We start from the raw sequence: 5,586 nt of genomic DNA, 5'->3' as shown, positions 1-5,586 counted from the left end.
CTTGCCGGCGAACGGGGCCTCAGGCGTTGCCCGAGAGTTTGAGGCGCGCCGCCTGGGTGAAGTCCAGCATGCGCTTGAGCGGCTTGAGCGCCTGCGGGATCAGGGCCGGCTCGACAAAGATCTCGTTGCTGCCCTCGCGCAGGCACTGCAAGGTGCGCTCCAGCGTGTTCATGGCCATCCACGGGCAGTGTGCGCAACTGCGGCACGCGGCGCCATTACCGGCGGTAGGCGCCTCGACGAACACCTTGTCCGGGCACAACTGCTGCATCTTGTAGAAGATGCGCGGTCGGTGGCCACGATAAAGGTCTTGTTCGGCATGCGCTGCGCCGCGGCAATCAATTGGCTGGTGGAACCTACCGCATCGGCCAGGTCGATCACCGCCTCCGGCGACTCGGGGTGGACCAGGATCGCGGCATCCGGGTACAGCGCCTTCATGTCCAGCAACTGACGCGACTTGAACTCCTCGTGCACGATGCATGCGCCATCCCACAGCAGCATGTCGGCACCGGTGTTCTTCTGGATGTAACGGCCCAGGTGCTGGTCCGGCCCCCAGATGATGGTCTCGCCGTTGTCCATCAGGCTTTCGACGATCTCCAGTGCGCAACTGGAAGTCACCACCCAGTCGGCACGCGCCTTGACCGCTGCCGAGGTGTTGGCATACACCACCACGGTGCGTTCAGGATGCTTGTCGCAAAACGCCGAGAAGTCTTCGACCGGGCAGCCCAGGTCCAGCGAGCAGGTCGCCTCCAGGGTCGGCATCAGCACGCGCTTTTCCGGGTTGAGGATTTTCGCGGTTTCGCCCATGAAGCGCACGCCCGCCACGACCACGGTCCTGGCCGGGTGCTGGTTGCCGAAACGCGCCATTTCCAGCGAGTCGGACACGCAACCGCCCGTCTCCTCGGCCAAGGCCTGGATCACCGGGTCGCAATAGAAGTGAGCCACCAGTACCGCGTCCTGAGCCTTGAGCTCGGCAGCGATGGCGGCGCGGTAGTCGGCCTCTTGCTCGGGTGTCAGCGGCTTGGGCTGCTTGGCATCGAGGTGGGCCTGAACCAGAAGGCGTTCGGAAATCTGCGTCATGTTCGCAAGACCTGCAGGCGCTAGTGCGCGTAAGTCGAGTGTATCACCGAGGCCTGGCAAAGCGGATAGCGGTTCAGCCTGTACGACAGAACCAAAGACCCTCTGCGGCCTCGGGTTTTTATGGGTTGCCGAAGGCTACAGATAATCGAATGAATTCTAAAGGTTTTTTTGCCATTGAAGGCTGGCAGGCAGGGCCTGCCAGCCCAATGGTCAGTTGCTGGCCTGTTGCAGGCCACCGAGGCTGGTGTTTACCAGGTTGACGAACGCTTCAACGGTCATTTTCTGCCCGTTGAACGCAACCTGGCCATCGGCGTAGTGCAGGTTGGCGATGATGTCGTTGCCCTTGAGCGTCGCCAGTTTGGAGTACAGCGCCATCTGGCCAACCATCTCGCCGGCCATCGCGGCCTGCTTGACCTGCGCTTCGTCCTGCCCCTGAAGGCTGGCCTGCAGGGCTGCCAGGTCGCCAATCATCGGCTTGGACAGCAGCAGGCTGCTTTGCAGCTTCTCGACGGTCTCGCGTGCTATCTGATCCGGCGGCAGGTCCGTCGAGGACGGCTTGGCCAGATCGAGCGTCAGATTGAAACGGCTCTCACCATTGGCAGTCTTGAGCGACAGGTCTTCCAGCGCCACCTGTGGCTTGCCCTCCAGCAACTTGAGCACTTGGGCCTGTATCAGCGCCGACTCTTCTGCGCTCAGCTTGACCTCGGGGGTGGCCCCGGTGATCGCCGCCATCTGCAACGACGGCATGTGCTTCTCGTAGACCGCCACCAGCGCCTGCAGCGCCGGCACGTCGAGGCGGTTGAACGCCATCACGATCTGGCCGCTGCCAACGACCTTGTTGTCGTAGGTTACCTGGTCGACCTTGTAGGACGACTTGGCGTCCAGCTTGTCACCGGTCAGCTTGTAGGTGTTGCGCTGCTCCATGCCATCGATCTTCAGCGCCGTCTGCGCAGGGCCGAAGGTGAACGCCATCGCACCCAGCGTCACGTCAGCCTGGCCTTCGTAGAAGTCGTACGGGGTCAGGGCGAGGTCGGCCATCAGGTTCGCGCCCTTGAACTCCAGCCTCACCGGCGGCTCCTGGGCCTTGACGATGGTCGCCAGGACGTCGCCCATCTTGCCGTCGAGCTTGAGCCGCTTGCCTTCGAAATCGCCACTCATGTCGAGGGTGAAACCGGCAAACTTGAACGAACCGGTGTCTTCGACCACCTCGATCGGCAGAACCTTGATCGTACCGTTGTACGATTGGTCGTAGGCCATGCTGAACTGGGCCTGCACCGGCGAGGCATCCCCGGTGAGCGCAAACCAGTCAGCCGTCGCCGCGTCTTTTTCGATCGAGCTGTTCGAGGCCGCCATCACCGGCATCAGCTTGAATGCCTTGACGCGCGACCACGGAAACGGCCCATGCTCGATACGGTCGACCAACGTCACATCGAGGGCGGCTGCATCGCTGCCCAACTGAGACGTGTTGACCGTGAGTTTGTAGCGCGCAACGCTGGTGAACAGGTGCTGCTCCAGCGACACCAGTTCAAGACGCCCAGTGGCGCCCGCGCCCTTGAACGACTTTTCCATCTGCAGGTTGGATTGTGCGACGCCGTGCTCCAGCACCCCAGGCAGTTGCTTGCCCGTATACCATGCCCCGGCCGTGCACACGGCCGCCACGGCGACGGCAAGCCCGCACACCACTCCCAGTGTTTTCTTCATGAATTGATCCGTTTGCTATCCATATTGAGGTGAAGCGATGTTACTCGTTGACGTCCATGAACTCGCGCGCCCAGACGATGTAGTCGCCGGGTACCGTATAGGTATGGGTAAGCTCAGTGGCACTCAGGTCCGACGCGCTGCTGGTGATGCGACGCTGCTCACGCAGGCAGTCGTAGGTGGCCTTGATCGCGGCAAAATACGCGCCATGCCCGTCGACTGCAATACGCACGCCCAATTCGGCCAGACGTGAGTCATCGTGCAGTTGCGGGTTGCCGTAGGTCACCAGCATCAGCGGCACGCTGACATGCTGCGCGATCTGCTCGAGGTGGTCGAAGTCGCGAATACCCACCATGCATACGCCGTCGCGCCGGCTTGCTGGTAGGCCACCACGCGTGCAATGACCTCTTCGACCGGAATCAGCGCCGCATTGGTGCGAGCGATGATCGACAGCTCCTGGTCGACACGGGCCTCCAGGGCCGCGCGGATCTTGCCAACGCCTTCGGCGATGCTGATCAGGTCGGTGGACTTGCGCCCGAACTGCGCGGGCAACAGGGTATCTTCGATGGTCAGCGCAGCCACGCCGGCGCGCTCAAGCTCGGTGACGGTGCGCATCACGTTCAGCGCATTGCCGTAGCCGTGGTCGGCATCGGCGATCACCGGCAGTTGCGCCACACGCCCGATGCGGGTGGCCTGCTCGGCGAATTCACTCAAGGTGATCAGGGCAAAGTCCGGAGCCGCCAGCACCTGTAACGAAGCCACCGAACCACCCAGAATACCGACTTCGAACCCCAGGTCGGCGGCAATCCGCGCAGACATGGGGTCAAACACGGAAGCCGTGTGATAGCAGACCGGGGAGGCAAGGAGTTTACGAAAGGCACGGCGCAAATCTTGGTGGGAGGCTCTAGGCATGATCATTCCAATTTCTTCATCTTCGTTCTGGGGCAGACCATACCATTCCTGCCCGACACTCCGACAGTCGCCGGACCCGAACCGAAACAAAAATAAGCGAACAGAAAACGAAAATGACCGTCTCTCGGCTACCTGGCGCGGGAAGCGCCCGTACGCCAGCGCGAACATACGTGAGCTCCCTAAGGCAAAACCCTATTTCCTGCAGTGTTGTAGGACGTCGTACATTTTTTTGCTGAAAGGGTTCTTTTCCCCGTGAACTTGGATTAATAATGCGCACGTCTCGCATCTGCAGCGGAGTTTCATTTCGCAGCACCGGCGAAAGGAATCACCGTACAGAGACACACCCTGTGACTACGCGAGACAGCTCAATTTAATCTAAGGATCAGATTTTATGGCGAAGCGTTCACCCTCTGCCGCACGCACTCTGGCTGGCGGCCTGCTCGGCTCACTCCTGCTCACTACCCTGTCGGCACACGCCGATATCAGCACCGATGTTGCCACCACCGGCTGGGCGACCCAGAACGGCGGCACCAAAGGCGGCTCCAAGGCGGCCTCGGCCGACATCTACACGGTCACCACCGCCGCACAGCTCAAAGCCGCCCTCAAGGCGTCGGCAGGCAGCAACGGCCGCATCATCAAGATCAATGGCGTGATCGATGTCAGCGAAGGCAAGGCCTATACCAAGACCGCCGACATGAAGACCCGGGCGCGCCTGGACATCCCGGGCAAGACCACCCTTGTCGGTATCAGCAAGAATGCTGAAATCCGCGAAGGGTATCTGTATGCCAAGGAAAACGACGTCATCATCCGCAACATCACCATTGAGAACCCGTGGGACCCCGAGCCCATCTGGGACGCCAACGACGGCAGCGCCGGCAACTGGAACTCCGAGTACGACGGCCTGACCATCGAGGGCGCCAAGAACGTGTGGGTCGATCACGTGACCTTCACCGACGGGCGCCGCACCGATGACCAGAACGGCACCGCCAATGGCCGCCCGAAGCAGCACCACGATGGCGCGCTGGACGTGAAGAACAGCGCCAGCTTCGTGACCATCTCGTACTCGGTATTCAAGTCGCACGAAAAGAACAACCTGATCGGTTCCAGCGACAGCAAGACCACCGACAATGGCAACCTCAAGGTCACCATCCACAACACGCTGTTCGAAAATATCTCGGCCCGTGCACCGCGCGTGCGCTTTGGCCAGGTACACCTGTACAACAACTACCACACCGGCAACGTCAGCGATAAGGTCTACCCGTTCTCCCATGCACACGGTGTGGGCAAGGACTCGAAGATCTTCTCGCAGAACAACGTGTTCGACATCACCGGCGTGAGCAGCTGCGACAAGATCGCGGCCAACTACGGCGGCAAGGTCTACCGCGACCAGGGCTCGCTGCTCAATGGCAAGACCTTCACCTGCTCGTGGGACGCCAACATTGGCTGGACCCCGCCTTACGGCGACAAACCACTGAGCGCCGACAAGGTCGCGGCTGACGTGAAAGCCAAGGCAGGCGCCGGCAAGATCTAAGCCGCTGGCAATCGTTTGAAGTAGCGCCCTTCTCACGAGGGGCGTTCCGGATAGCGCTCGCGTTTTCAGAACGACAGAAACGACAAAGCCCGCTTCCTTTCGGAAGCGGGCTTTGCCTTACAACATATGGTGGGTCGTGTGGGATTCGAACCTACGACCAATTGGTTAAAAGCCAACTGCTCTACCAACTGAGCTAACGACCCGTTGCGTGGGGCGTATAATACTGATTTCCTTGAGGAAATAAATCAACACCTTCTGCAAAAAAATCAAAATAACGTGTAGGGTCTGCGACAGCGGCAGCCTTTGAAACCATCGGCGCGCAGGCGGCAGCTTGTCGCACTTTGCCACAGGCACGCCCCTTGATCATC

General features: G+C 60.7%; 2 protein-coding genes, 1 tRNA gene and 2 pseudogenes. 1 reads left to right on the top strand and 4 read right to left on the bottom strand.

Features of this window, described 5'->3' with window-relative positions; genetic code table 11:
* Nucleotides 1–19: 19 nt before the first annotated feature.
* The 3 genes and pseudogenes from nadA to G3436_RS20160 all read right to left on the bottom strand — a co-directional run bounded on the left by nadA (nucleotide 20) and on the right by G3436_RS20160 (nucleotide 3,687).
* Nucleotides 20–1,077, bottom strand: a pseudogene (nadA, locus tag G3436_RS20170) (quinolinate synthase NadA).
* A gap of 210 nt (nucleotides 1,078–1,287) precedes the next feature.
* Nucleotides 1,288–2,778: a YdgA family protein gene (locus G3436_RS20165; RefSeq protein ID WP_163948615.1), complete on the bottom strand. Its 1,491-nt coding sequence runs from the start codon at nucleotides 2,776–2,778 to the stop codon at nucleotides 1,288–1,290.
* Nucleotides 2,779–2,818: 40 nt separating this feature from the next.
* A pseudogene (locus G3436_RS20160) lies at nucleotides 2,819–3,687 on the bottom strand (isocitrate lyase/PEP mutase family protein).
* Nucleotides 3,688–4,078: 391 nt separating this feature from the next.
* Here G3436_RS20160 and G3436_RS20155 point away from each other — a divergent pair.
* Entirely contained in the window at nucleotides 4,079–5,218 is a 1,140-nt protein-coding gene (locus tag G3436_RS20155; RefSeq protein ID WP_163948612.1) for a pectate lyase family protein, read from the top strand.
* 127 nt (nucleotides 5,219–5,345) lie between these two features.
* Here the strand turns inward: G3436_RS20155 and G3436_RS20150 are convergent.
* Nucleotides 5,346–5,421 (bottom strand) — tRNA-Lys (locus tag G3436_RS20150).
* Nucleotides 5,422–5,586: the final 165 nt, after the last annotated feature.

Origin of the sequence: Pseudomonas brassicae (genome assembly GCF_010671725.1) — a bacterium.
In the GTDB taxonomy this organism is placed as follows: Bacteria; Pseudomonadota; Gammaproteobacteria; order Pseudomonadales; family Pseudomonadaceae; genus Aquipseudomonas; species Aquipseudomonas brassicae.
The sequence above is the reverse complement of the archived record's forward strand: the minus strand, read 5'-3'. Positions and strand labels throughout refer to the sequence as shown.